A 25077-nucleotide genomic window follows, 5' to 3' on the forward strand; every position below is an offset into this window, starting at 1 on the left:
AGATTAACTCCTTTTATTCTCTTTTAATGCAAGAAATGCGCTTAAATTTCCTCTCTCCCATCCAAGCACTCTATGGGAAAATAATATATCCGGATTACAGCATGTGCACACATTGGTTACCGCTATATGTTCTTTTAAAATTCCCGACTCAAGAAAATTAATTTCATTTGCTTTCCACAGATTTAGCTGATATTTGCCATTTCCTTTGGCATAATATAGCTTGTCCCAATATTTCTTATCATAATTTTCCTGAAACTGGGCAATAACATCCTCACTTACTTCATAACAGTCCTGACAAATGGAAGGTCCAATAGCAGCAACAATGTCTTCCGGCCTCGTTCCATATTCTTCGGTCATACGCTCCACCGTTACTTTTGCCATCTTGCCAACCGTTCCCCGCCATCCGGAATGGCTTAACCCAATTACTTTTTTTACCGGATCCACGAAATACAAGGGCACACAGTCTGCATAGAAAGTAACCAGACAGATACCTGGAACATTGGTAATCATTCCATCTGTTTCTTCAAAAGTCCTGCCTTCGTCCCCGGCATGTACTACAACCACGTTCGTTGTATGGGTTTGCTGTGTATAAACCATCCTGTCCGGCTCTACGCCAATTGCGGCAGCTATCCTTCTGCGGTTTTCTTCCACAGCTTCCGGCTTGTCTCCTCTCTTCGTACTGATATTCATCGTTTTACAGTGCCCTTCGCTGACACCCCCAAGTCTTGTGGAGAAGCCGTGCAGCACACATCCGGTTCCATCAAGCAGCGGATAACTTAAAAAAGGCACACCGTTTACCTCTCTTTCTTCCAAGACAAGGTCATTATTTTTATATCGTAATCCCAGACTCATATAACCTCCTATTCTGCGTAATCAAATGCATTTTTTATGATTCTCACACTTTCTTTTCCCTTTGTTCCGCTAATTTCCACAACATCAAATCTGCAAGGCACATTGTCATGCCCTTTCATCATCATATAGAACAGGGCGCATTTAGAGATCGTTTTCTGCTTAGCGCGGGTAACTGCCTCTGCCGGTGTCCCTTTTCGGGAATCTCTGCGGTACTTTACTTCACAAAATACCAGATATTCTCCATCCCGGGCAATAATATCAATCTCACCCGCCGGGCAGCGAAAATTATATTCCAGTATTTGGTACCCCTGCCCTTCCAGATATTTTCCGGCAAGTTTTTCATACGCTGCTCCTGTTTTTCGTTTATTTCCTTCCATATTCCTCCATCAGTCGACAAAATTTTTAATAAATGTTGCTCTGTGAATAGGTGATGGTCCTAGCTCCTTTAATGCCGCAATATGCGCTTTCGTGCCATAACCTTTGTTTTTCGCGAACTCATAACCTGGTATGACTTTATCATACTCTACCATCAGACGATCTCTCGTAACCTTGGCTATAATGCTTGCAGCCGCTATAGATACACTTTGAGCGTCTCCTTTTATAATCGGTATCTGCCTATAGGGAACCCCGGGAATCGTCACCGCATCATTCAGCAGAAGATCGGGTTCTGTACCCAGATCGGCAATCGCAAGACGCATTGCTTCATAAGTTGCCTGCAGAATATTAATCTCATCTATCTTTGCCGGACTCACCATCCCAATTCCTGTCGCCACTGCTTCTTTCATAATAACAGCAAAAAGTTCTTCTCTCTTTTTTTCAGACAGCTTTTTGGAATCATTCAGATACAGTATCTGATGATTTTTAGGCAGGATGACCGCACCTGCCACAACCGGCCCTGCAAGCGGTCCCCTGCCTACTTCATCAATCCCGCAGATTGCCAGATAGCTTCCATATTTTTTCTCATAAACACTCATAGCTTCTGTGCGGGCAATTTCTTTTTGTAGTTTTTCTTCCCGGCGCCTTCTTTTTTCTTCTTCGCGCTTATTCATGTTTGATAACTCCCATTTTACTAAATGGATAGATTCTCACCCAGGCTCTTCCGATTAAATCTTCTCTGTGAAGAACACCTACACTCGGGCTTCTGCTGTCTGAACTGTTATTTCGATTATCACCCAACACAAAATACTCATCTTCTCCCAAGGTAATAGGCTCTGCGGCAATCCCCGGATCATTCATAGGCTCCCTGCCATATATATCACTTTCCAGGAGTTCATCATTAATATATACCGCCCCATCTTTCACCTGGACTGTCTCGCCCGGAAGACCGATGATCCTCTTAATATAGTATGTATCTTCCTCATACTGATAGGGGAATACAATAATATCATATCTGGATGGATCACGGAAACGATAAGAAATTTTATCTACAATCAGATTATCTCCATCGCTTAATGTAGTCTCCATGGATGAACCCTGGACGCTTGTCCTCTGTCCGATATAGGTTACAATCAGATAAGTCAAAGCTATAATAATAATGATATACACAATCCATCCTAATAATTCTCTTATAATGCTAGTCTCTCCTTCTCGCTTTTTAGTACGTTCCGCCATATTTCTCGCCCCTTTCCTGCTAATTCATCATATCACATCTGCACCGGGTATTCCAGTGTCATCCGTCCAATCCTTCCATTTCTAAAATCATCCAAAAGAAGTGAAGCGGCCTTATTCGTATCTAATTCATTTCCTCTTATAAGGCAATGCCTGCTTTCGGCAATCTCTGCCAGAACAGCATAAGGATCTTCCATCTCTTCTATCGCATATTTCTCTGCAAGCACGCCAGGGTAATTCTTTCCCATAAATAAAATAAATTCCGCGGCAAGCTCCTCACCGTTGAGGATTTCATCCTTAATAGAACCAATGAACGCCAGACGGAGTCCAACCTGCTGATCCTCAAATTTCGGCCACAGTATTCCGGGAGTATCCAAAAGTTCTACATTCCTATTCAGTCGTATCCACTGTTTTCCCTTTGTAACTCCCGGTTTATTCCCGGTTTTTGCACATGCTTTACCAGCCAGTGAATTAATAAATGTAGATTTCCCTACATTGGGAATTCCCACCACCATTGCCCTCACAGGACGATTCAAAATTCCTCTTCTCCGGTCCCTTTCTATCTTTTCTCTGCAAGCTTCCTGTATAACGGAATGAATGTTTTTCATACCGCTGCCTTTTCTGGAATCTACTTTCACCACAGAGAATCCTTTTTCCTTAAAATAATCGACCCAGGCATCATTCCATCTCTCTTCAGCAAGATCTGCCTTGTTCAGAAGAATCATCCTTGCCTTATTTCTTCCCAAATCATCAATGTCAGGATTTCTGCTGCTTATGGGCACTCTTGCATCCACAAGCTCTATCACCAAATCTATCAATTTTATATTTTCCTGCATCATACGCTTTGCCTTCGTCATATGTCCGGGATACCACTGAAAATGCATACTTCTCCTCCTGTTAATCTTTTATAAATCCAAAATGCTTCCAAGGCGACACCACGAACCAGGCTTTTCCGTATATATATGACCTTTTTACAGTCCCTACATCTGCCATACGGCTATCCTCACTGTTCTCTCTGTTATCCCCAAGCACAAAATATTCATCCCCATCAAGCTTCATCTTTTCTGTTATAATCCCTACATCTTTAATCTCTGTTGTCTCGTAGTCTTCTTCCAGCCTCTCTCCATCAATATAAACTGAACCTTCAATAATCTCCAGAGTCTCACCCGGAAGACCTATAATCCGTTTTGTATAATAATGGGAATTTTCATTTCCTTTCGGTTTAAATACAATAATATCTCCACGTTTCGGCGATGTAGCATCATATACAATCCGATTTACCAACACCACATCTCCATTGCTGAGTACCGGATTCATAGAATCTCCAACCGTACTAATCTGCTGCCCGAAATACCATACAAAGACAAATGCCAACAGACAAACAATCCCTATCTTTACAACCCACGAACCGATCTGCTTTAACATTCGCAAATTCAGCTTTATCTGCTTCTTCTGTTTTTTCTGCATTCGCTGCAGCTTCTTTAATTTCTGTGCTCTTTTTTTCGCTCTGCGTTTACTATTGATTTTCCTTTTATCCATAATGGTTGCCCTTTATTAATTCTTATGAAAGCAGGAAAAGGGACAATATACATGATATGTATTGTCCCTTCCTCACCCTTTTTACTATTTTACTAATTCTTTTACCTTAGCAGCCTTACCAACACGTTTTCTTAAATAATTAAGCTTCGCTCTTCTTACTTTACCTCTACGCACAACTTCAACCTTTTCTACATTTGGTGAGTGAAGCGGCCATGTCTTTTCAACACCTACACCATTGGAAATCTTTCTTACCGTGAAAGTAGCTCTTGAACTTCCGCCCTGTTTTTTAAGGACAGTACCCTCAAACACCTGAATTCTTTCACGATTTCCTTCTTTGATTTTGCCATATACCTTTACGGTATCGCCAACACGGAATGCTGACACATTTTCTTTGAGCTGCTCAGCTTCAATGTTCTTAATAATTTCGTTCATTGTGTAACCTCCTTATTTTATCGGATGTTCTTAATACATTATACTGTACCAGAGGACCATCTCTTTTCATTCCACAACAAGTTATATGTTATCACAGTTATCTTCAGGTTGCAAGAACTTTTCTGCCAGTTCTTTCTCTTTTTCTGTAAGTGCTGCTTTCTCTAATAAATCCGGACGGTTTCTGGCTGTCCGGATAACTGACTGTTCTCTCCGCCATTTTTCAATATTCGCATGATGTCCGGACAACAATACCTCCGGGACTTTTTTATCATGCCATATCTCCGGTCTGGAATACTGCGGATATTCCAGCAGACTGTCCTGGAAACTCTCAAATTCCGCCGATACATCATTGTGAAGGACGCCCGGAACCAACCTGGATATGGCATCTACCATAATCATTGCCGGAAGCTCACCGCCGGTCAAAATATAATCGCCGATGGATACATAATCCGTTACAATTTCCTCCAGGACTCTTTCGTCAATCCCTTCATAATGTCCGCACAAAAATATGAGTTCTTCCTCACCCGCCAGTTCTTCTGCCATTCCCTGGCTAAAGGTTCTTCCCTGGGGGGAAAGACAGATAACTCTGGGGCTTTGCTCTGCCGTCTTTTTCTTTTCAATTGCTTTATATGCCTGATATACGGGTTCTGCCTGCATCAACATCCCCGCTCCGCCTCCGTAGGGATAATCATCTACACTGTTATGCTTATTGAACGCATAATCTCTGATATTAACAGCCTCTATTGATAGAATCCCCTTATCCATAGCTCTGCCAATAATACTGGTGTTAAGTCCCTGCAAAACCATGTCGGGAAATAGTGTCATAATATAAAACTTCATAACTCTGCTCCTATATTAATCCATCCAGCAGATGAATCTCCATTCTACCCTGTTCCATATCTACATCTAAAATGCATTGTTTAATTGCCGGAACCAGCACCTCTCCATATTTCTCCGAAGCAATAACATACACATCATTGGCTCCTGTTTCTATCACATCTTTCAGAATGCCCAATTTTTCTCCATCTTCTGTATACACTTCCATTCCCAGCATATCAGCAATATAATACTCATCCTCTTCCAAAGGCACCGCATCTTCCCTGTCAACCAAAAGGCTGCTGCCTTTATACATCTCTATATCGTTTATATTATCAATTCCTTTGAACTTAACAATCACAAACTGCTTAAAAAATTTTACATGTTGTACTTCACAAGGAATCTGCTCTTTTCCCGTATTCAGATAAACTTTCTTAAGGTTTTTAAAACGATTTGCATCATCTGTTGTAGGGAACACCTTCACTTCTCCACGGATACCGTGAGTAGAAGAAATAATCCCTACCTGCAGTCTTGTCTCCATATATTTCTCCTGTCATGTTATATACAAAAAGCTGCCGCAAAACCCGAAAGCTTTGTGACAGCTTTTCACTATCCAGCGATATCTACAATCACTTTCTTGTCATCCTTAGCAGCAGCAGCTTTTACTACGGAACGAATTGCTTTTGCAATTCTTCCCTGCTTGCCAATAACCTTCCCCATATCGGATTCTGTTACCTTTACTTCAACAACCGTAGTTCGCCCATCCTGACGTTCTGTCACAACAACACCGTCCGGATCGTCTACCAATGCTTTCACAATGACTTCCACTAAATCTTTCATAATATGCGCACCTCCGCAAGACTACTATTTTTCAATGCCAGCTGCTTTGAAAATCTTTCCAACTACTTCTGTAGGCTGTGCGCCATTGTTCAACCACTTCTTAGCTGCTTCTTCATCTACTGAAAATACGCTTGGATCCTGATTCGGATCGTAAGTACCAATCTCTTCAATGAATCTGCCGTCTCTCGGAGACCTGGAATCAGCTACAACGATTCTATAGAAAGGAGCCTTCTTCTGTCCCATTCTTCTTAATCTGATTTTTACTGCCATTTTATTCACCTCCATATTATTTTAATCTATATGTTAAAAAGGTAATCTGAATTTTCCCTTTTTACCACCCATGTTTCCCATTTTCTTCATCATCTTTTTCATATTTTCAAATTGCTTAACCATTCGGTTCACTTCGCTGATATCAACTCCTGCACCTTTTGCAATACGATGCTTCCTGGACGGATTCATCAGATCCGGATTTCTGCGTTCTTCCGGAGTCATAGAATAAATCATTGCCTCCATACGCGCCATACTTTTTTCTGCAAGCTCGGTCTGCTCCTCATTAATCTGCATCCCTTTCTTTCCCATACCTCCCATGCCGCTTATACCCGGCAGCATATTCATAATATTGGAAAGGCCACCCATATTCTTCATCTGCTGTGTACTTTCCAGGAAATCTTCGTAATCAAACTGAGCCTTTTTAAGTTTCTGACTCATCTGTCTTGCTTTTTCATCATCAATTTGTGCTTCTGCCTTCTCAATCAACGTCAGCACATCGCCCATACCAAGAATACGGGACGCCATTCTATCTGGATAAAACTGCTCCAAATCAGATAATTTCTCACCCATACCAACGTACAGGATTGGCTTTCCTGTCACAGCCTTTACTGATAGCGCAGCACCGCCTCTGGTATCACCGTCAAGCTTCGTAATGATGACTCCGTCAATACCTATCTTGTTATTAAAATCGGCCGCAACATTTACTGCATCCTGACCGGTCATAGCATCAATAACCAAAATCGTCTGATGCACCGTGACCGTCTCTTTGATTTCCTGAAGTTCAGCCATCATATCCTCGTCAATATGAAGACGCCCGGCAGTATCCAGAATTACGATATTGTTCCCATTTTTCTGCGCATGTTCCAAGGCAGCTTTTGCAATATTGGCAGGTCTGTGATTTTCTCCCATAGAGAACACTTCCACTCCCTGCTTCTCTCCATTGACTTGCAGCTGTTTGATTGCCGCAGGACGGTACACATCACATGCGACAAGAAGCGGTTTCTTACCTTTTAATTTGTATTTTCCTGCCAGCTTCGCAGTTGTAGTTGTCTTACCAGCACCCTGAAGACCAGCCATCATAATTACCGTAACAGCGCTTCCGGGCTGAAGCTTAATCTCCGTCGTCTCAGAACCCATCAACTTCACAAGTTCTTCATTTACAATCTTAATCACCATCTGCCCGGGATTCAGGCCATTCATCACATCCTGCCCTACCGCCCGTTCCTGAACATTCTTTATAAAATCCTTAACGACCTTAAAGCTGACATCCGCCGCCAAAAGCGCACGCTTGATTTCCTTCAATGCTTCCTTTACATCGTCTTCCGTCAAACGTCCTTTGCTTCTTAGATTTTTAAAAATATTCTGAAGCTTCTCTGTCAAACTGTCAAATGCCATTCTATAACTCCTCTATAATTTCACCAGAAATCTTTCGGATCTCTTCTGCCATCTTCCGGCTGTCCGTTTCCTGATAATCATTCAATATGGAATCAATCTGATGAACCTTACTCTTAATTTTCAAAAACTTTTCCACTAAATGAAGCTTCTCTTCATATTCCTGCAATATCTTATTACAGCGCTTAATCAGATCATAAACTCCCTGCCGGCTGATTCCTGTCTCCTTCGCAATCTCACCCAGCGACAGATCCTCCAACACAAATTGTTCGTAAATCTCTTTTTGATGCTCTGTAAGAAGCTCCCCATAAAAATCAAATAGTAAGGCTTGTTCTAAAATTTCATTCATCATTTCTCACCTGTGTAATCATATACTAAAAGCCATGAGGTGTCAAGTATTTTTTCTTGACACCTTAATTTTTTTCTTTCATTCGGAACACATTTGCAGGTTTCACATACTATATAGTGTAAACAAACAATTTTGGAGGCAATTTTATGGGTGACTTATCATCAAACTGCGGATGTGGCTGTGAATCTAACGGAGGCTGTGGACGCAGCATGGATTGTGGATGTGGATGTGGCTTCGGCAACAACAGTTGTATCTGGATTATCCTGCTTCTCTTCTGCTGCGGCGGCTTCGGACGCGGCAATGACTGTGGATGCGGCTGTGGCAATAATAGCTGTATCTGGATTATCCTGCTTCTCTTCTGCTGCGGCGGTTTCGGAAATGGCAATGACTGCGGATGCGGTTGTGGATGCTAGTTATAATGGCATACAGGGATACCTTTTATGGTATCCCTGCGTTTTACTTTATTCGTTTTTCATAAATCTCCATCTATTTTCATATACATGGTTATAACGCTACGGAAGGTGGGGTTTGATGGAGAAACATCCGCCGCTTCCCATGACACCGTTTGATATTCTTGTTACATCCTCCGAGCTACAGATGATGAAGCTTCTGCTCCCCTATATTCCTGACTTTTATCAGCGTTTTCTTGCTTTTTTTATTAAATTTTCCGAACTGCAGAATACCATTCGCTACTTTAATCCTTCCGGCCGGGGACACAGCAAAGATTCCTTTAGAAAAGAAACTTCCTCACCAATAGATATTTTGGAAGACTTAAGACCCTATATTGGAAAGGATGCCGAGACACTCGATTCCATCCTTTCTGCCATGAACATAATGAATATGATGCAAAATATGGATATGCCAGATTTCTCTCAAATGGGTGATCTGTCCGGTATGATGGACATGATGAACATGTTTACAGGCAATCCTGATGATGACGACTATCAAGATACCGAAAATAACACTAAGAAAGGATCTGAGGAATATGAACGAATGGATGAATCATCCAGCAATGAAAACCATTGACCCTGTCAAGCTGGAGCTGATTAAAACCGCAGCCGCGCAGACTTCCGGGAAAAAAGGGAATTCCCTTGCAACAGTCATGATGGCGCTGATTGCTTCTGCCAATAAGAAAGGAATCCAGTTTACATCCGAAGAAATTTCCCTGATTCTGGAAATCTTGAAAGAGGGAAAAACTACGGAAGAGAAACTGCAAATTGACAATATGGTTCGAATGGTAACCACATATATGAAAAAGAAATGAGGAAGGAAATCAAAATCCTTCCTCTTTCCGCATTTTCCGCATCTCTCTTCGTTTCTCAGCCTTCTCCCACTCTTCTCTTTCCTCATCTGTAGTAAGCTCCAACCTCGGAACAAGCGTCGGCCGGTCGTTAACATCCAACGCCACCATCGTAAAATACGCCCGATTAATCAATGTCCTTTCTCCTGTCTCCGGGTGTTCGACATAGGAATCCACCTTAACTTCCATAGAAGTTTTCCCAACATAAGTAATCTTTCCTATGATAATAACGATATCTCTCTGATATGCACCCTTTAAAAACCTGAGATTATCAATAGATGCAGTAATCACATTCATCCGGGTATGCCTCTTGGCAACAATCCCTGCAATTTCGTCCATCCACTGCATTAGCATCCCGCCAAAAAGGCGGCCTGCGGAATTCAAATGATTCGGTCTTATCATGTGTACCGTCTCAACAATAGAATCGGATACCTTTCTGCTCTCCACTAACATACAATATTCCTCCACATTTTCTTATTATTTCAATTTCTGTCCGCTGGACAGCCTATACAAACATCTGCTATACTATAAGAAATCTAACTAAAATATCAGGAGTGTGACTCTTATGCGAAATATAAAACTTACAATTGAATACGACGGCAGCCGTTATCAGGGCTGGACCCGTCTTGGAAAAAACGAATCTTCCAATACAATTTCTAATAAAATCACCGAGGTCATCGAAAAAATGACCGGCGAAACCATCGAGTTATTCTGCGGAATGCGTACAGAATCCGGTGTCCATGCCTATGCACAGATTGCAAACTTTAAAACCAATACCGACAAAACGGTTTCTGATATTAAGCATTATCTCAACCGCTATCTTCCCATGGATATCGCTATAACCAACGTAGAAGAGGTCTCTGAGCGTTTCCACGCCCGCCTGAATGCAAAATCAAAGATATACGTTTATCGGATGACAATAGACGATGTCCCCAGTGTATTTGAGCGCAAATATACTTATCATTGCTTCCGTACACCAGACATATCAGCCATGAAACAAGCCGCACTGCTGCTTGTAGGTAACCATGATTTTAAAAACTTCTCTTCTTCCAAGCAAAGCAAATCAACAGAAAAAGTGATCTATGACATTGATATTTATGGTGATTGTGAAGAAATGCTGATTACCATTCATGCCAATGACTTCCTTCACAATATGCAGCGCCTGATTGTAGGAACTCTTTTAGAAATCGGCATGGGCACCAGGCCCAAGGAAGACATCGAAGGCATTTTCGCCGGCAAGCTGCTTCCAAGCGCCCCCTGCGATCCCAAAGGTCTGTACCTCCAGGAAATCATCTATTAAGAACGCATGCCGTCAGGTATATCAATAGCAGGCAGTCTTCGTTGATTCGGCATTCTGCCTGCTATATGTTATCTCATCTGCTAACGGATTCTTTCCGGGAAACCTACTTTTTTCTGCACCTTACGCAGAGTCTTATTGGCATAATATCCTGCTTTTTCCGCATTTTCCTTAATAATCCCATCAATATAAGCTTTATCTTTATTCAAGCGCGCCACCTCTTCCTGAAGAGGACGAAGAACGGATACTACCGCCTCGCCTACTGCCAGCTTGAATTCTCCGTAGCCCTTGCCGTCAAATTCTTTGACAACTTCATCCGGCTTCATGCCTGTACATGCACTGTAAATGTCAATCAGGTTCTTCACACCCGGCTGCTCATCCCGGTATAATATCTGTGCCTGTGAGTCCGTCACAGCACGCTTACATTTCCGCATAATCGTATCCGGATCATCCATCAGATAAATACTTGCATTGGGATTCTCATCTGATTTAGACATTTTCTTAGATGGATCCTGAAGACTCATAATCTTTGCCCCCACCTTTCCGATATACGCCTCCGGGATGGTAAATACATCCCCATAAATATTATTGAATCTCTCAGCAATATCGCGGGTAAGCTCAAGATGCTGCATCTGATCGATACCAACCGGGACAACATCTGCCTGATACAGAAGGATATCCGCCGCCATCAGAACCGGATAAGTAAAAAGCCCGGCATTGATATTATCTGCATGTTTCGCAGCTTTATCCTTAAATTGTGTCATCCGGTTCAGTTCTCCCATATAAGTAAAACAGTTCAAAATCCATGCAAGCTCTGCATGGCCTGATACATGCGATTGATAATAAATACAGTTCTTCTCCGGATCCAGCCCCGCTGCAATATAAAGAGTGAGAAGCGCTCTTGCACGCTTTCTCAGGGTTGCGGGATCCTGTCTTACCGTTATAGAATGCATGTCTACCACACTATAGAAGCACTCATACTCGTCACTTAATGTTACCCAGTTTTTCAGCGCTCCCAGATAATTGCCAAGCGTAAGATTACCAGTTGCCTGCATTCCGCTAAATAATACCTTTTTGTCATTAATCATCTCATTATCCTCCATTATCTATGTACATTTTCCAAATAGTCTAAAGATCTTCCCATGGTTCTGTCACATCATCATAGTAAACCTTATTCTCAAAAATAATCCTGGGGACGCCTTCTTCCACAAGAACCTCTGTTACAGCGCAGTTCTTATGCACGCCAACGCCCCAGTATTCTGCAAGCGACCGCTTCTTGATATTGTTCAGCAATCCGGCAAGCGCCGCGCCATGCGTTGTAATCAGGATATTACTATCCTTGTACTCTTCTTTCTGATAAAGCTCTTCCAGAAAATCACCTGTCCTTTTCTTTACATCAGCAAAGCCTTCTCCGCCTTTCGGCGCGATATAATTTACCGGATCTGTAAAAAAACAATGGAAATTATCCGGAAGTTCCCATCCTTTTTTGGAACAGCACTTTCCCTCATACTCTCCAAATCCCATCTCTACAATTCTTTCATCTATCACAATCGGCACATCTCTGCCCGCAAGAATCAGCTCTGCGGTCTCCTTCGCACGTCCCATGGGGCTGGTATAGCAGACAGTAAAAGGAATATCTGCAAGCCCTTTTGCCGTTTTTTTCGCAAGCATTCTCCCAAATTCATTCAAAGGAATGTCTACCTGTCCCTGGATTTTTCTCGCTTTATTCCAGTCAGTCTCTCCGTGCCTGACAAAATATAACTTCATGCCAAAGCCTCCTTCTATTTTCATATCACCCATTGTAGCATATCTTTCTATACTTTTCATAGCAAATTGCAGAAAAAAATGATACAATATCAAAAAAGAAGTTACCATTCACAGCCGATTTGAATTCCAATATGGATTCGTCGTGCTTGCACGCAAGAAGATATATTGGATTTCAAATCCGGTCTGTGGAGCACTATGAAAGGAGCATAAAAATGCAAAAAATAACCAGTTTTACTATAGACCATTTGAAATTACAGCCGGGTGTCTACGTCTCGAGACAGGATTTTGTCGGGAATGAAACTATTACCACTTTCGACATCCGTATGACCTGCCCCAATGAGGAGCCTGTTATGAACACTGCCGAAGTTCATACCCTCGAACACCTTGGAGCGACCTTCCTCAGAAACCACAAGATTTACGGCGAGAAAATCATCTACTTTGGACCGATGGGCTGCCGGACCGGCTTCTATCTGCTCCTTGCCGGCAAGTATGAATCAAAGGATATTGTAGGGCTTTGCCGGGAAATGTTTTCCTTCATGGCAGATTTTGAGGGCGATATCCCCGGAGCCTGTGCAAAAGATTGTGGAAACTATCTGGATATGAACCTTCCCATGGCGAAATATCTTGCCCGTAAATTCCTGACAGATGTCCTGGAAAACATAACGGAAGACCGCCTGATTTATCCTCACTAAGCGAAGCAAAACATATTAAAAAAGGGATTCCGGCATCAGAATCCTTTTTTTAATACGTTCTTGCGTATATATGCAAATGTTTTATCTTCCCCTTCTTCAGCAAGCATTTTCAGCAATTTATGAAGAAGCGCCGCTGTATCCTTATGTATCATGGAACCCAGCTTTGCCGCCCCCTGTTCATAGTACATAAGTGGATGTGCATCTGTATAATTTTCCTTCTGATAAGTCTTTGATGCTGCAATACGATCCATAAACATTTCTACTACATATTTTACCGGCATTTTCATGCCGACAATTCCTTCATCTTTCCCCAGTCCGTAATCAATCCAATATTCGTAGTGATGTTTATTTCTGCCCTTATGATGAAGCCATGCCGCAGAATATCCCTTAATCTCCCGTTCTGCATTGTTAGGGCTTCGGTCCCCCTGGTAATACCGACACCCTACCAAGAACTCTGAAGGAGAATATTTTGACATATCATGAAGTAATCCCTGTCTGTATAACCCCACGCGGAAACAGGATTTCATAACCAGCATTTTGTGATGATTAATTGTACAAAAGTGTTGCCATGCTTTCATTTTTCAAACTCCATTCCCCTGTTATCCGGAAACCGCTTCTGTCTTCTCAGAGGCGCTTATAAAAACTGCAATCGTCCTTTCTGAAAGAACGGTCTCTCTCTGTTCTTCAAAGCGTACCGGCTCGTTCATAATCCCCTCATCCGTACTGGCTATCTTGTACCATCTTTTCCCCTTTGCCGGAGCCGGAAGCGCAAAAGAATGCTCCAGCCAATGCATATTATACGCCACAAAACAGTCGCAGTCATCTGCAACCGCCCCACAATAAAACACGCCAAGCTGTCTGCTTGCTACTTCTATAGGCTCCCGCCAGGCATACATTCCATGATAAGACACATCCGGTATCCCGCATCTGAGCCTGTCCATCCCCTGCAACTCTGATTCCTGGCTTAAGACAGGATGCTCCTTACGAAACGCTATTAATTCTTTTACAAAAGCGAATAATTCTCGTTCCTTTTCCTTCTGATTCCAATCCAGCCACCCCACCGGATTGTCCTGGCAATATACATTATTATTCCCCTTCTGGGTATTCCCAAATTCATCTCCGGCAAGAATACAAGGGATTCCCTGTGCAAGCAGCACAAGGAAAAACGCATTCCTGATCTGTCTCCTGCGGAGAGCAGTAACCGCCCTCTTCCGGCTGGGACCTTCTGCCCCACAGTTCCAGCTGTAATTATAATCCGGGCCGTCATAGTTGTTCTCACCATTGGCTTCATTATGTTTGCTGTCATAAGACACCAAATCATTTAATGTAAACCCTGTATGGTTCGCAATATAATTGTAAATACCTTCTTCCGCCGAATGATGCCTCAACCAATAAATCACCTCGCCGACCATACCTTCATCGCCCTTCAGGAATCGCCGCATAGCATTCTGGAAAAATTCCTGATGCTTCAATATTTTCGTAGATTTCAGAATAGGATCTGCATGGATTTCTTCCATTGATACAACAAACGGATTTATAATGAATCCATCAATATGGTATTCCATCATATAATACCGAAGACAATCACTGATTATCTGGCGGGATGTTTCCGCAGTAAAAGGCATCTCCAGTATCACTTCTATGCCTGCCCGATGACATGCCTTCACCATATCCTTCAGCTCTCCGATCGCGTCTAGTCCTGCCGCATAAGCGCTCTTCGGAGCAAAAAAGCAGGCCGGACCATACCCCCAGTAATTCGTATATTTCTGACATTCTTCAAATTCATACACTGGCATACAATGTATCTGATTAATCCCAAGTTCCTGCAGATAAGGGATTTTCTCTATAACTCCGGCAAATGTCCCTTTATACTTCACTCTGGACGATGGATGTTTCGTAAAACCTCTTACATGCAGACTATAAGCAATTACCTTATGATATGGTATATGAAGCTGAGAATCGCCTTCCCAGTCAAATTCCTCATGACGGAGGATTCCTCTTACTTCATGCTTCTGTATATCCCGGGGATGATTCCATTGCCTTCTTCCTGCAAGTGCTTTCACATAGGGATCCAAAACAACTTCACCATCAATCAGATAATTATACTCGTATTTTCCCGGTTCAATATCTGTTATTGTCAGAAAACGCACCTCGCCTACAGCATCCTCTTCTTTCATCTCATAGGAGACATATGGAACACTTTTCCCTTTCTTATAGAGTAAAAGCTGACATTCCTTTCCTTTTGGAACTGTCATTGAAAAATTAATATTTCTCTCTCTGATTGTCACACCTAACGGTAATGGTTGTCCCTGTATCTTCTTCATGCCTAATCCTTCCCGCCTAATCCATTCATTAAGCCACTCTGCCTATTGCCAACCGTCAACTCCATACATATCTACATTTTCTTCATTAATCATAAACACATCTTCATATATTTCTTTTTCATAATCTTCTCCCCGCAGCATATGAATCCCCACTTCCGCAGCCCTCTTACCCATATTGATCGGCGACTGCGCTGCCGTTCCCGCAATCTGGTTATCCGATTTTTTCAATTCTTTTTTTATGTCAGGAGAACCATCTACTCCATAAATAAGTACATCCTTCATATCAAGCACATTTACTGCCGTTTTCGCGCCGACAGCAATCTGATCATTGCCGCACATGATAACATCTATTTCCGGATGTTCTTCCAGAATCTTCGTTGTCACTTCCATCGCAACCTCAAATTCCCCATTTGTATCTGCTCTCTCCACTACTTCAAATCCATTCTCCGCAGCCGCAATTGCCTCCTCAAATCCTGTAATTCTGTCATTGATAGAGTTTTGTGTCGGGCATTCCAGAATCAGCACTTTACCGCCTTCCGGCTGCTTCTCCACCAAATCCTGCCCACAAATATATCCTGCCTTTTTATTATCAGAGCCAATATACGCATCCACATAATCCATTTCCTTTACTTGCGTATCTATATTGATAACCTTAACGCCAGCGTCTTTAAGCTTCTGCAGTGACGGCGTTATCTTCTCCCAATCTACCGGGCTGATGAAAATAGCCTGAATTCCTTCTTTAATCATCTCCTCAATCTGGTCTGCCTGGCTGTCGGCATCACTGCCGGGATCTTTCACAATCATCTCACAGCCATTTTCATCCATCACTTCTTCAATCGCACTCGCCAAAGTGATAAAATACGGATTCTCCATATCTATGGCACTAAATCCAAATTTAAGCATCTCACTTTCATCCTCTTTTGTCTCTTCCTCCTCATCCTCTTCTGTAATCGGATTGTCTTCCGGAGTTCCGACTGTCTTCTTACAGCCGCTTAATAAGAAAATGCCAATGAGTATTAAGGTAAATGCTCTCACCATTCTCTTTCTCATACTCTTGCCTCCCTGTGTACAATTTTTTCATACACATATTTACAATTATTTTACTATATTTCTCTCACTTTTACCAGTACATCTCTTGCTTTTCTCTGTTTCCTCTGATACAGTTAAACTATCAAAATCAGCAAAGGAGATTATTCTATGAGCGAACACGACAATTATTCTGAACAGGACATTGCAACCGTTACTCTTACACTAGATAACGATGAAACTGTTGAATGCGCCATCCTTACCATCTACGAGGTGGACGGGCACAAATACATTGCTCTTCTTCCGTTAAACGAAGAAGGCGAATCCGAAGATGGAGATGTGTATCTTTACCGTTTTATTGACACCAATCCGAATGAACCCGAACTGGAGAACATTCTGGATGACGATGAATACGAGATCGCCGCAGATGCTTTCGATGAATGGATGGATGAACAGGAGTTTGAAGAATTAGCTTCTGACGAGTAATTCGCTGACAAAGCGGGAGGGTTCCACAGCCTTCCCGTTTTTTTCTTTTATATAACTGATTACCAGCTTCTGCCTTGCTCTGGTCATGCCGACATAGAACATCCTTCTCTCCTCTTCAATCTCTTCATCCATCTTTGCTTTTTTGTATGGAATAATGCCTTCATTGCTCTGTATCATGAAAACCGCATCGAATTCCAGCCCTTTCGCCCCATGCATCGTCATCAGGGACACGGCATCTTGCACCTTTTTTTCCTTTTCTTTCTGCATCTTTAACGCCATTGTATATTGTTCCACGTAATCGAACCATTCTTCTATGGTCCGGAATTCTTTTGCCTTTTCTTCAATTTCAGAAAGAATTTCAAATAAATCTTCTTCATTCATACGATGAGATTTTGCATACTCTTTTAAATATTCATCATACCCTATCCTCTTACGTATGTACCGGATAGCTGCAAAAGGAGTTTTTTGCTCCATCATCTGTATATCCCATTCAAACTGATCGATTCTATCCTGCATCCAGTCTTTATCACAGTAAAATCTCCGCATTTCTTCAAAAGACCCCTCTGTTTTCTCCAGACTCTCTCTACTGATATACCTTTTCGGGCAATTCATAATATCAAAGAAATATCTGCGGTCTCTCCTGCCTAGTATCAGATAAAAATAACTTTTTATATTCCGTGCAATGAAATGATCATATATATTGCTGATATATTCTTTCATCCGGAAAGGAATCTTCTCTTCCATCATCATTCCCGCAAGAACCCTCGCATCAATATTCGTCCGGTATAATACGGCAATCTGAGAAAACGCTATGCCTCCCTTTATCAGTTTTCTGATTTCATCAATAACATATCTTCCCTCTTCGCCTGCATTTTTCAACTCCTGTACATGCACGCAATCGCCGCTTTCTTTTTCTGTCACAATTTTCTTACGGTACCGGCTATGATTATGTTCAATTACACGCAGCGCTCCATTCAATATATTCGAACTGGAACGATAATTTATATCCAGTAAAATCTGTTCTGCGTCCGGATACTGTTCCTTGAAGCGAAGCATGATTTCCGGGCTTGCCCCGCGGAATTCATAAATGGACTGGTCATCATCACCTACTACAAAAAGATTATTCTCCGGAAACGCCAGAAGCTTTAACACCTCATATTGGACTCTGTTTACATCCTGGAATTCATCTACCAAAATAAACCGAAACCTCTTCTGCCATTTCTCCAAAATATCTGGTCTTCGCCGAAACAGATCCAGGCATAAGACCAGCATATCATCAAAATCAATCTTTCTTCGTTTTTTTCTGACGGCTTCATACATTTTAAACACACCGCCGAAACTCTCCCCACAGGTCTCTGACTTCCAGGCATGAATATCTATGCCATTATTCTTCACTCTGCTGATTTCTGACAGTATATCCCTGATATAGTCCTGCTCATCCTGAATATCCATGTCCATCTCCAGGTCAGGGGAATCCAGTATCTGCCGTATCATCTGGTATTTCTCCTCTTCCGTCAGGATATTGGCAGAAGTCAGTCCGTACGCCCATTTCAGGATTCCATAATACACACCATGGAATGTGCCAAAAGTCACCGGATAACCGGCGCCCTCCATAATGCTTTTGGTTCTTTGCTGCATTTCATAAGATGCAGCCCTGGTAAAAGTAATGACCAGAATTTCTTCTGGCCTTACTTTATACTCTTTAATCAAACACTTTATTCTACTTGCAATTGTAAGCGTTTTCCCCGAACCCGGTCCGGCAAGAACCATACATGGACCCTTAAAATGTCTGGCCGCCTTTTGCTGTGCCATATTCAGACGCATAAATTACCTCGCTTCTAATAATTCGATTCCTCTGCGGATGCGGCGGACAGATTCCTCTCTTCCCAGCACTTCCATAATCTCCGTAGCGCCGCCGGGGGTATTCTGCTTGCCTGAAACTGCCGTTCTGACCGGCCACATAACATAGCCAATCTTGCATCCTTTCTCATCTACATACTTTTTCAGAACTGCATACAATGCATCATTACTGTAATCTTCCTGTGATTCTAAAAGCGGCAGTACGTCTTTTAAAACTTCCAGCGATGTTTCTTCATTGGTCTTCATTTTCTTATGGCAATACATCGCCGTATCATATTCCGGCAGTTCTTCAAAGAAATCTATCTGCTCTCTGATATCCGGGAATATCTCAATTCTCGTCTTTACAAGCGACGCAATCTTTTTCAGATCATAATCCTTTGAGACAACTTCTTTGATATACTTCTCTGCCATGGCATAGAACTTATCAAAACCCATCGCCTTCAGATATTCCCCATTCATCCATTTCAGCTTCACAATATCAAATACTGCCGGAGACTTGCTCATATGACGGTAATCAAAGGCTTCCACCAGTTCCTCTAAAGAAAATATTTCTCTGTTATCGGGCGGGCACCATCCCAGAAGCGCCACATAATTCACGATTGCCTCTGATACAAATCCTTGTTCCAGCAGATCTTCATAAGAAGAATGGCCGCAGCGTTTACTCAGCTTCTTGTGGTTCTCATCCGTAATCAGCGGACAATGTACATATACGGGCACTTCCCAGCCAAACGCCTCATAAAGCCGGTTATACTTTGGCGCTGATGAAAGATATTCATTTCCTCTTACTACATGGGTAATTCCCATCAGATGATCGTCAATTACATTTGCAAAATTATAGGTAGGATAACCGTCAGATTTAATCAAAATCATATCATCTAATTCCGCATTGGGAACAGTAATATCACCATAAATATCATCGTGAAATGTAGTGGTTCCCTCAGTAGGCATATTAATACGGATAACATAGGGCTTCCCTGCCGCGAGATTCGCTTCCACTTCCTCTTTGCTAAGGTGCAGACAGTGCTTATCATATACCACGATTTCTGTACCGCCCTCTTCAGACACTTTGCTCTTCAGAGAATCAAGCCTTTCTTTATCACAGAAACAGTAATAAGCATCTCCCTGCTCAATCAACTGCTTCGCATATTTCAGATAAAGACCTGATGCATTCCTCTCGCTCTGGACATAAGGGCCAACACCTCCGTCCTTATCCGGTCCTTCATCGTGAATCAGTCCTGTCTTTTCCAATGTCCTATAGATAATTTCCAAAGCCCCTTCCACGAATCGTTCCTGGTCGGTATCTTCAATCCTAAGCATAAAATCGCCGCCCTCATGCTTTGCAATTAAATAAGCATACAACGCAGTTCTCAAATTTCCCACATGCATCCGCCCGGTAGGGCTTGGAGCAAATCTCGTTCTTACTTTACTCATGGCTCTTCTCCACTTCCTCTTTCATTTTATCTAATTTGATATTCAAAAATTTTATATTGACACAAATTCTATTTTAACAAATTGCGTTATGACAATCAACCTTTTTTAAACCGTCTTTGCTTCCATGAAATGTCAAGCAATAAATGCAAAACTTTTATTGCAAAATATCATTTCATCACTTTGCACAATACTTTCCCTGTTTTGTTGGTGGTTTTTACTAATTAAGGGCAAAGTATCCCCCTCTTTCCTGCCCTCTGATCCTTTTTATTATGCTATCAGTGCCAGTTCTTTATCAAACTGCATCTGCGCTGTTTCCCATCCGAACAGCAGCCTTGGGTAGTTGTTGATCCAGTCTGCTACCTCTTGGATGTCCTCCTCGGTCTTGTCATCAAAATTTGTTCCCTTTGGTACTTTCCTGCGTACCAGTTTGTTCTGATTCTCATTGCTTCCACGTTCGTAACTGGAATACGGGTGGCAGTAATACACCTTGGTTCTGCTATCTCCGTCCTGCCGGATGCTCTTTTCCAATCCCTCGCAGTCGCTGAATTCCGTACCGTTGTCCACAGTGATAGTCTTAAATATTCGGCTGAACCTCTCTCCCCACTTTTCTTCCAGTCGGTCTATGCAGGAGACCACCTGCTCCGTTGTGTGCTCTGTCAGCAGGAACATTAATTCTTCTCTGGTCTTTCTCTCTGTGAGCACTAAAAGGCTGTGCTTTGATTCTCCTCTCTTTCCGATAACGGTATCCATCTCCCAGTGCCCGAATTCCTCTCTGTTATCTATTTCATCCGGTCGCTTCTCTATGGATGTTCCAGCCGCTGCTCTTGCCTGCGTTTTTCTCACGGTTTTCTTTTTCTTCTTCCTGTTGCCTTTAATCGGCAGGTCTTTGTTTGTGAGGTTCAGAAACAATCCGAGGTCTATGTATCGGTATAATGTTGGTCTGGATATGGTTACCGAGAATTCCAGTCCCTGCTGATCTATGTATCCGAGTACCGCTCCGACAGAGAAGTCCTCGTTTACCATTTTATCTTCTATAAAATCTGCCAGTTTTTGATCATTGCCTATCTTTAGTTCTGGTCCCTTTGCCCGCAGGTTTTCTTCGTACTTTGCCTGTGCGATGTCTGGGGAGTATCTTTCTTCCTCTGTTAAGTCTGAGTTTGTGTGGATATACCTGCCACGCTTCAGTTCCCGGTAGATTGTTGAATTATGCACTCCCAGTTGATCCGCTATCTCCTGCGGCGTATGTTTCGCTTTCAGTAATGCTTCTATCTTCAATCGATCCGCTTTTGTCAGCTGCTTAAATCTTCGAGCCATGTTATCAGTCTCCTTTATCCGCATTGTTCCTTACCATTATCATAAAAACGGTTATATTTTTCAATAACTTTTTCCTTATAAAATAGGGTAAGAATGCAACAAAAAAGAGGTTATAAATTTGGTGAATTTACGGGTTATAAATGACTTGAATAGTACCCGAACCAGAGTTAATATACCAACATCAAAAGAAAAGAACAAATGTACGGAGGTGCTTGTTGTGGTAGTTATGAAAGCGATTATTGATGTTTGGAATCTGCTTGAAAAATATGATATTGAATATGTGAATGTATGCTCCACGATGGTTGCGATTTCCAATGCTGAATATGAGCGACTTCTTGGTTTATCAAAAAATAAGCAGTATATTCAAAACCTGCGGAATCGCAGTCCATTTGCGATCCAATGGATGGCTAGTCATTAAGGAGGTATTCTCATGGCTGATAGCCATCTCTCCGGGGCGGCCTGCCCCGGCTCTAACCCACCGATGCCCGGTCCCAAGTCCGGGAGGAGGAAGTGTGAGGGGAGCAAAAGGACAATGCCATGTCTGAGTGATGTCTGACAAGTTTGACTGGTTTTTAATGTGAAAGCCTTGAAACCGTGGAGGAGTTATTGGCTCTGCCGATTGCCCGGTGCAACTCGTTGACTTTGTTTCCTGCTCCGGCAGAGAAAGGCTTGGGTGATGTGTAGCCGAGCACGAGGTTTTTCCTCTGAACCGTATCAGCGGACGTCCTCTCCATCTCCGTAATTGATGGGCGACATGGCTCTTGTTCCTTTTAATTTCAGAAAGGGTTTGTTAAAATGATTGGAGAAAAATATAAAAATTATACTATAAATGTTTATTGGCGTGACAGCGACTTTGGATTTAGGTTCAGAATTTACAATGCTGAAAATTCCCTTGTTTATGAAAGTTCGGAAGCGTATTTTTATGATTATAATGCGACCAAAGCCGCAAAAGAAGCCATTGATGATCTGGAGGTGTCCGAATGAATAAAGAATTGCTTGAGCCGATCATGCGTGCCCATGGCGACCGCAATAAGGACTTGGCCGCTGCCATCGGTATGTCTGTACCGAATTTCTCTACCATATGGAATGGTCGGGGCGAGTTCGGTCTGAAGTATATCCGTCTGATTGCTCGGCGGTACTCTCTTACTCCGGAGCAGGTCTATAAAATCTTTATCTTTCCGCAGGGGTAACCATTGCCCCTGCTTTCTTTGTGGCTTTCGGATTTGCCCCAATTTGCCGACAAAAAATGCCCGGTGGGTATTTCTCCCACCGGGTTGCTTTCTGCCTGTCTGTGGCTCTCCTGTGCTGTCACGGGCGGTGTTCTGTTGGTGCTTTGCTCCCGACTTTTCTGTCAGTTACATACCCCCTTTAGAACCCCCTCTGGGGCACATCATACCTCCGTTCTTGGAATCAGTCAATCGCCTATTTCAGAAGTTCGTTGACCTTTTTCTGCACCGCTGTATAGTCGTATCCGGCAGCTGTCAGTTTCTTCTTTCTGTCAGCACCGTTGCCCCACTTTCCTGCAATGACTTCCTTGGCGATTTCAGTCACGGATTTCCCCGCTGATCCACTAAGCTGCTTGTTGACCTCTTTCTGCACTGCATCGTAGTCATAGCCTGCTGCCTGCAGTTTGGATTTCCGGGTATCTCCGTTGCCCCACTTTCCTGCGATCACTTCTTTTGCCACCTCTGCCACGCTCTTGGTCGGCGTTGCTGTGTTTCCGCTTACCAGTCGGTTGACTTCTGCCTGCACTGCTGCATAATCGTATCCGGCGTTCTGCAGGGCGGTCTTTCTGTCATCGCCATTTCCCCACTTGCCTGCGAGGACTTCCTTTGCCAGTTCGCTCACGGTCTTGCTTCCGGCAGGATTCTTCTGTGTTCCGTCTGCGTCATATTTAGGGGTAATGTATCCACGGATGTATCTTCCGTTGACCTTCAGACTCCGGCGTTTTACCGAATTTGAGTAGTTGCCCTCTATCACAATAATGGTATTACCATTTACAGATTCTACCGTTCCGATGTGATCCGGGTATCCTGTGTTGTCGCCCTTGCCGCTGTCATCCCAGTCATAAATGACAAAATCTGCCGGGGATGGAACGTAGGCATCGTTCTCCTGCCAGATCCCCATGCTCACAGCCAGTTCTATCATCTTGTTGCAGGAGCATTCCACGGGGATGATGTCGGTGTATCCCAGTTTAATTGCCAGTGCCGATACCGTTCCGGCACACCATGCATCCGTGTATTTCAGCGCATACCCTCTCGGATGCGGCAGGTATGTATTGTAAATGTCGATGATTGTCTTATGGCTTCCGTCCGCTTCATTCTTCCCGATCCATGACTGAGCCAATGCTACTACTGCGCTTCTTGTTTTCATGGCTACTGCCTCCTTGTCATATTCTGTTAATCCGTACTGGGTAACCAGTCGGTATGTATTTTCCACATAGGTGCTTGATGTTGCGTACCCATCGTCCTTGATGGTCTGCAGGTACTGCTTCGGGTCCGTGATTCCTCTGAGGTTCTGGTATCTTGCCAGTTGGATGAATTCAAAGTAGCCACGCACCCCTTCCTCCATGCTGTCATATGCCCGGAAGTTGTCCTTGATGGTCGTCAGCGTTCCCGGCTGATATTCTTCCTTGGTGGTCATATTCACGCTCCTGCCGGTCCACTTGCTTCCGCACTTGAGTCCGAAGTAATTGTGGTATTCTGCCGCCAGTCTGCTTTCGCCCCACCCGCTTTCAAGAATTGCCTGCGCTATGATGGGACTGTGGACTTTGATTCCGTATGCTCCTGCGTACTTCTGTACGAATCCTGCAATGTCCTGTATAAATTTCTTCTGTTTCTCCGTGAGTGCCATACTGCTGCCTCCTTCTGAAATAAAACAGGGCGGCTCTGCGGCCGCCCCGGTCTTTAATTGTTATTTAGGCTCTGTATAGGTCAGTGCCCGGTCGCTGTCCGTGATTCCCTTTGTGGTCGGGTCTGTCACAACTCCGAGGATTGCAAGCACTGCGAACGCTGCGTTGACCACCTCAAGGAGTTTATTTCCCAGATCTCCGAGGTCGATGGTAAATCCGAACACCGCAGCCACCACCTGCACGAGCAGGAGTGCTGCCGGGATGATTGCCACCCAGAATGCCTTGTTTTTCAGTCTTACGGTCCAGTTAATTGTTTTCATGGTTTTTGCCCTCTTTCTTGTTTAAATGTAATTCATGGATTTCTTCGTACATCTTAGTGATCATTCCGTTACCGCCCAGTGCGTGGTATGCTGCGTACATCTCCATAAAGTTTTCGTAAGCGTAGGACGGGATGCTTCCTGCTTTCATGTACTTGTCGTGGTACTCGATCAACTGCACCCGCAGCAGGAGCATTGTGCCCTTGCTGTTGGCATCCCGGTCTTTCTTCTGTCTTTTTAACAGCCATACAATGTAACCCAGTAAAATCGGCAGGGCAATGGTGTATGTCTGCATCAAGAATTGCTCCATTGGT

At 43.1% G+C, this 25077-nt stretch carries 34 protein-coding genes; 9 read left to right on the forward strand and 25 right to left on the reverse strand.

Translation table 11 applies throughout. The features are described 5' to 3' along the window. Positions 1-3 precede the first annotated feature (3 nt). The 13 genes from pgeF to ylxM form a co-directional block, all read right to left on the reverse strand. Positions 4-852, reverse strand: coding sequence for a peptidoglycan editing factor PgeF (gene pgeF, locus OCV99_RS03435; protein WP_158368174.1), 849 nt, complete (start codon positions 850-852; stop codon positions 4-6). A gap of 8 nt (positions 853-860) precedes the next feature. After that, a complete protein-coding gene (locus OCV99_RS03440; RefSeq protein ID WP_158368175.1) occupies positions 861-1229 on the reverse strand; it encodes a YraN family protein in 369 nt (122 codons plus the stop codon). A gap of 9 nt (positions 1230-1238) precedes the next feature. Beyond that, on the reverse strand, positions 1239-1901 hold the full coding sequence (locus tag OCV99_RS03445) for a ribonuclease HII (protein ID WP_158368178.1): 663 nt from the start codon (positions 1899-1901) through the stop codon (positions 1239-1241). Beyond that, positions 1894-2463, reverse strand: a complete 570-nt coding sequence (lepB, locus tag OCV99_RS03450) for a signal peptidase I (protein ID WP_158368179.1) — start codon at positions 2461-2463, stop codon at positions 1894-1896. Before lepB (OCV99_RS03450) ends, OCV99_RS03445 begins: the two co-directional genes overlap by 8 nt. A gap of 32 nt (positions 2464-2495) precedes the next feature. Further along, positions 2496-3344, reverse strand: a complete 849-nt coding sequence (gene ylqF, locus OCV99_RS03455; RefSeq protein ID WP_158368181.1) for a ribosome biogenesis GTPase YlqF — start codon at positions 3342-3344, stop codon at positions 2496-2498. Positions 3345-3357: 13 nt separating this feature from the next. Continuing rightward, a complete protein-coding gene (gene lepB, locus OCV99_RS03460; RefSeq protein ID WP_158368183.1) occupies positions 3358-3999 on the reverse strand; it encodes a signal peptidase I in 642 nt (213 codons plus the stop codon). Between the two features lie 84 nt (positions 4000-4083). Beyond that, positions 4084-4431, reverse strand: a complete 348-nt coding sequence (gene rplS / locus OCV99_RS03465) for a 50S ribosomal protein L19 (protein WP_158368184.1) — start codon at positions 4429-4431, stop codon at positions 4084-4086. A gap of 81 nt (positions 4432-4512) precedes the next feature. Further along, positions 4513-5271 carry a tRNA (guanosine(37)-N1)-methyltransferase TrmD gene (gene trmD / locus OCV99_RS03470; protein WP_158368186.1) on the reverse strand — a complete coding sequence of 253 codons (759 nt, stop codon included), beginning with the start codon at positions 5269-5271 and terminating at the stop codon, positions 4513-4515. Between the two features lie 10 nt (positions 5272-5281). Beyond that, on the reverse strand, positions 5282-5788 hold the full coding sequence (gene rimM, locus OCV99_RS03475; protein ID WP_158368188.1) for a ribosome maturation factor RimM: 507 nt from the start codon (positions 5786-5788) through the stop codon (positions 5282-5284). A 68-nt stretch (positions 5789-5856) separates the two neighbouring features. Further along, positions 5857-6087: a KH domain-containing protein gene (locus OCV99_RS03480; protein WP_158368191.1), complete on the reverse strand. Its 231-nt coding sequence runs from the start codon at positions 6085-6087 to the stop codon at positions 5857-5859. A gap of 24 nt (positions 6088-6111) precedes the next feature. Further along, on the reverse strand, positions 6112-6357 hold the full coding sequence (gene rpsP, locus OCV99_RS03485) for a 30S ribosomal protein S16 (RefSeq protein ID WP_158368194.1): 246 nt from the start codon (positions 6355-6357) through the stop codon (positions 6112-6114). A gap of 33 nt (positions 6358-6390) precedes the next feature. Continuing rightward, complete coding sequence (gene ffh, locus OCV99_RS03490; RefSeq protein WP_158368197.1) at positions 6391-7752, reverse strand: signal recognition particle protein; 1362 nt, start codon at positions 7750-7752, stop codon at positions 6391-6393. A 1-nt stretch (position 7753) separates the two neighbouring features. Further along, a complete protein-coding gene (ylxM, locus tag OCV99_RS03495; protein WP_158368200.1) occupies positions 7754-8098 on the reverse strand; it encodes a YlxM family DNA-binding protein in 345 nt (114 codons plus the stop codon). Between the two features lie 146 nt (positions 8099-8244). Between ylxM and OCV99_RS03500 the strand changes: the two genes are divergently transcribed. The 3 genes from OCV99_RS03500 to OCV99_RS03510 all read left to right on the forward strand — a co-directional run bounded on the left by OCV99_RS03500 (position 8245) and on the right by OCV99_RS03510 (position 9362). Then, complete coding sequence (locus OCV99_RS03500; protein ID WP_158368203.1) at positions 8245-8511, forward strand: chorion class high-cysteine HCB protein 13; 267 nt, start codon at positions 8245-8247, stop codon at positions 8509-8511. Between the two features lie 115 nt (positions 8512-8626). Next, positions 8627-9124 carry a hypothetical protein gene (locus OCV99_RS03505; RefSeq protein ID WP_262574734.1) on the forward strand — a complete coding sequence of 166 codons (498 nt, stop codon included), beginning with the start codon at positions 8627-8629 and terminating at the stop codon, positions 9122-9124. Next, a complete protein-coding gene (locus OCV99_RS03510; protein ID WP_158368209.1) occupies positions 9084-9362 on the forward strand; it encodes a hypothetical protein in 279 nt (92 codons plus the stop codon). Before OCV99_RS03505 ends, OCV99_RS03510 begins: the two co-directional genes overlap by 41 nt. Before the next feature lie 9 nt (positions 9363-9371). Here OCV99_RS03510 and OCV99_RS03515 read toward each other — a convergent pair whose 3' ends face one another. Beyond that, entirely contained in the window at positions 9372-9851 is a 480-nt protein-coding gene (locus tag OCV99_RS03515; RefSeq protein WP_158368210.1) for an acyl-CoA thioesterase, read from the reverse strand. A 112-nt stretch (positions 9852-9963) separates the two neighbouring features. On the opposite strand from OCV99_RS03515, the gene truA reads away from it, so the two are divergent. After that, positions 9964-10698: a tRNA pseudouridine(38-40) synthase TruA gene (truA, locus tag OCV99_RS03520; RefSeq protein ID WP_158368213.1), complete on the forward strand. Its 735-nt coding sequence runs from the start codon at positions 9964-9966 to the stop codon at positions 10696-10698. Between the two features lie 80 nt (positions 10699-10778). Here truA and trpS read toward each other — a convergent pair whose 3' ends face one another. Next, positions 10779-11783, reverse strand: coding sequence for a tryptophan--tRNA ligase (gene trpS, locus OCV99_RS03525; RefSeq protein WP_158368216.1), 1005 nt, complete (start codon positions 11781-11783; stop codon positions 10779-10781). A 40-nt stretch (positions 11784-11823) separates the two neighbouring features. Further along, positions 11824-12462 (reverse strand): histidine phosphatase family protein, encoded by a 639-nt coding sequence (locus OCV99_RS03530; RefSeq protein ID WP_158368219.1) that lies wholly within the window; start codon positions 12460-12462, stop codon positions 11824-11826. Positions 12463-12674: 212 nt separating this feature from the next. Here OCV99_RS03530 and OCV99_RS03535 point away from each other — a divergent pair, with 212 nt between their 5' ends. Then, positions 12675-13154 carry an S-ribosylhomocysteine lyase gene (locus OCV99_RS03535; RefSeq protein WP_158368222.1) on the forward strand — a complete coding sequence of 160 codons (480 nt, stop codon included), beginning with the start codon at positions 12675-12677 and terminating at the stop codon, positions 13152-13154. Positions 13155-13189: 35 nt separating this feature from the next. Here OCV99_RS03535 and OCV99_RS03540 read toward each other — a convergent pair whose 3' ends face one another. From OCV99_RS03540 to OCV99_RS03550, 3 genes are read right to left on the reverse strand one after another with little or no spacing between them, the layout of a single operon-like run. Beyond that, positions 13190-13732: a DUF5662 family protein gene (locus tag OCV99_RS03540; protein WP_158368225.1), complete on the reverse strand. Its 543-nt coding sequence runs from the start codon at positions 13730-13732 to the stop codon at positions 13190-13192. A gap of 21 nt (positions 13733-13753) precedes the next feature. Then, positions 13754-15478, reverse strand: coding sequence for an alpha-amylase family glycosyl hydrolase (locus OCV99_RS03545; RefSeq protein ID WP_158368228.1), 1725 nt, complete (start codon positions 15476-15478; stop codon positions 13754-13756). 42 nt (positions 15479-15520) lie between these two features. After that, on the reverse strand, positions 15521-16528 hold the full coding sequence (locus OCV99_RS03550; protein WP_158368231.1) for a sugar ABC transporter substrate-binding protein: 1008 nt from the start codon (positions 16526-16528) through the stop codon (positions 15521-15523). A 147-nt stretch (positions 16529-16675) separates the two neighbouring features. On the opposite strand from OCV99_RS03550, the gene OCV99_RS03555 reads away from it, so the two are divergent. Next, entirely contained in the window at positions 16676-16990 is a 315-nt protein-coding gene (locus OCV99_RS03555) for a DUF1292 domain-containing protein (protein ID WP_158368234.1), read from the forward strand. Here OCV99_RS03555 and OCV99_RS03560 read toward each other — a convergent pair. The 3 genes from OCV99_RS03560 to OCV99_RS03570 all read right to left on the reverse strand — a co-directional run bounded on the left by OCV99_RS03560 (position 16973) and on the right by OCV99_RS03570 (position 21595). Next, entirely contained in the window at positions 16973-18814 is a 1842-nt protein-coding gene (locus OCV99_RS03560; protein ID WP_158368237.1) for an ATP-dependent helicase, read from the reverse strand. The two genes, OCV99_RS03555 and OCV99_RS03560, sit on opposite strands and share 18 nt — an antisense overlap. A 3-nt stretch (positions 18815-18817) precedes the next feature. Then, positions 18818-20281, reverse strand: a complete 1464-nt coding sequence (gltX, locus tag OCV99_RS03565; protein WP_158368240.1) for a glutamate--tRNA ligase — start codon at positions 20279-20281, stop codon at positions 18818-18820. A gap of 267 nt (positions 20282-20548) precedes the next feature. After that, a complete protein-coding gene (locus tag OCV99_RS03570; protein ID WP_158368243.1) occupies positions 20549-21595 on the reverse strand; it encodes an IS30 family transposase in 1047 nt (348 codons plus the stop codon). 118 nt (positions 21596-21713) lie between these two features. On the opposite strand from OCV99_RS03570, the gene OCV99_RS03575 reads away from it, so the two are divergent. The 3 genes from OCV99_RS03575 to OCV99_RS03585 all read left to right on the forward strand — a co-directional run bounded on the left by OCV99_RS03575 (position 21714) and on the right by OCV99_RS03585 (position 22785). Further along, positions 21714-22013, forward strand: a complete 300-nt coding sequence (locus OCV99_RS03575; protein ID WP_158368246.1) for a hypothetical protein — start codon at positions 21714-21716, stop codon at positions 22011-22013. Positions 22014-22390: 377 nt separating this feature from the next. Continuing rightward, a complete protein-coding gene (locus OCV99_RS03580) occupies positions 22391-22579 on the forward strand; it encodes a hypothetical protein (protein ID WP_158368249.1) in 189 nt (62 codons plus the stop codon). Further along, positions 22576-22785 carry a helix-turn-helix domain-containing protein gene (locus tag OCV99_RS03585; RefSeq protein ID WP_158368252.1) on the forward strand — a complete coding sequence of 70 codons (210 nt, stop codon included), beginning with the start codon at positions 22576-22578 and terminating at the stop codon, positions 22783-22785. Before OCV99_RS03580 ends, OCV99_RS03585 begins: the two co-directional genes overlap by 4 nt. A 232-nt stretch (positions 22786-23017) precedes the next feature. On the opposite strand, the gene OCV99_RS03590 is transcribed toward OCV99_RS03585, so the two are convergent. Genes OCV99_RS03590 through OCV99_RS03600 form a run of 3 tightly spaced genes read right to left on the reverse strand, consistent with a single transcriptional unit; the run spans position 23018 to position 25058 of the window. Further along, complete coding sequence (locus tag OCV99_RS03590) at positions 23018-24448, reverse strand: glucosaminidase domain-containing protein (protein WP_158368255.1); 1431 nt, start codon at positions 24446-24448, stop codon at positions 23018-23020. A gap of 60 nt (positions 24449-24508) precedes the next feature. Then, positions 24509-24766, reverse strand: a complete 258-nt coding sequence (locus OCV99_RS03595) for a phage holin (protein WP_158368258.1) — start codon at positions 24764-24766, stop codon at positions 24509-24511. Then, a complete protein-coding gene (locus OCV99_RS03600) occupies positions 24753-25058 on the reverse strand; it encodes a hypothetical protein (protein WP_262574747.1) in 306 nt (101 codons plus the stop codon). Before OCV99_RS03600 ends, OCV99_RS03595 begins: the two co-directional genes overlap by 14 nt. Positions 25059-25077: the final 19 nt, after the last annotated feature.

The organism is Dorea acetigenes (assembly GCF_025567385.1).
GTDB lineage: Bacteria > Bacillota > Clostridia > Lachnospirales > Lachnospiraceae > Claveliimonas > Claveliimonas acetigenes.